Genomic DNA, 929 nt, shown 5'->3' with positions numbered 1-929 from the left:
GGGTGTGCCGGTGGGTGTGGGTCGTTCGGTGGTGGCGGGTGTGGTGCCGCATGGTGGTGAGGGCTGGTGGGGGGCTCGTGCGGCGGCTGGTGAGCCGGTGTTCCGGGAGCGTTTGTGGACGTCTGTTCCCGGGCGTGATGCGAGTGCCGAGGCCGGGGGAGTGCGTGAGCCCGGCTGGGTGCGTCGGCTGGTGGCGGGTGCCGAGGTTGTGGGTGGGCAGGGTGCGTTCTGGGTGCGTCGGTTTGAGCATGGCGGTGTGACCTACACGGATGTGGAGGTGCGTACCAGGCTCACCGGCGTGGATGGTTTGACGGAAAGTCAGTTGGCTGCTTTCTGGGAGCGTTTGTCCGAGGACATTGATGGTGCGTTCAATCGTCCGCTGGACGGTGCGCATCGGCTTCCCAATGGTGATGTTTTGCATGTGACGCCGGTGCGGGTGCTCGATGAGGGGGGTGAGGCGGACTGGGAGCCGGTGGTGTACAGGCTGGTGCCGGGTGTGGAGCCCAAGGACCAGCCCGTGAAGCCGTCGCAGTTCCACTTGCCGTTTGAGCTGATCGCGGGTCGTGGTCTGGGTGCGCATGAGTTCGGGCATCAGATCGGCTGGCCGGACGAGCACGTGGAGGAGGGCGCTGATCCGGAGTTGGCTCTGGATGTGCTCGGCAGCCTGATGGGCCGGTTCACCTGCTCGTTCGATAAGGACGTTAAGGCCGCCTATCCGGAGGAGGTCGCCGGTCTGGAGCCGGCCGGTGTGCGGGACCGCAACCTGCTCATGCTGGGGTCGACCATCTTTGACTCCAAGTCGGACGTCATAACCGCCGGCGACGGAACGGAACTCACCCCCACCCCGCAGCCTGTTGCGGCCCGCCCCCGGGTCGGACGCGTGCCGATGGCCCCCGACGACGCACACGACGCGTATGACACCCAGGGCC

Annotated in this window: 1 protein-coding gene; it reads left to right on the top strand. The window is 66.8% G+C overall.

Annotation, left to right across the window (positions count from 1 at the left end; all coding sequences use genetic code 11):
- Positions 1-256 precede the first annotated feature (256 nt).
- Positions 257-929, top strand: a 673-nt coding sequence (locus NFU81_RS04880; RefSeq protein ID WP_251485339.1) for a hypothetical protein, incomplete at its 3' end; no start/stop codon positions are given.

This window comes from Actinacidiphila cocklensis (assembly GCF_907177275.1).
Lineage (GTDB): Bacteria > Actinomycetota > Actinomycetes > Streptomycetales > Streptomycetaceae > Actinacidiphila > Actinacidiphila cocklensis.
The sequence above is the reverse complement of the archived record's forward strand: the minus strand, read 5'-3'. Positions and strand labels throughout refer to the sequence as shown.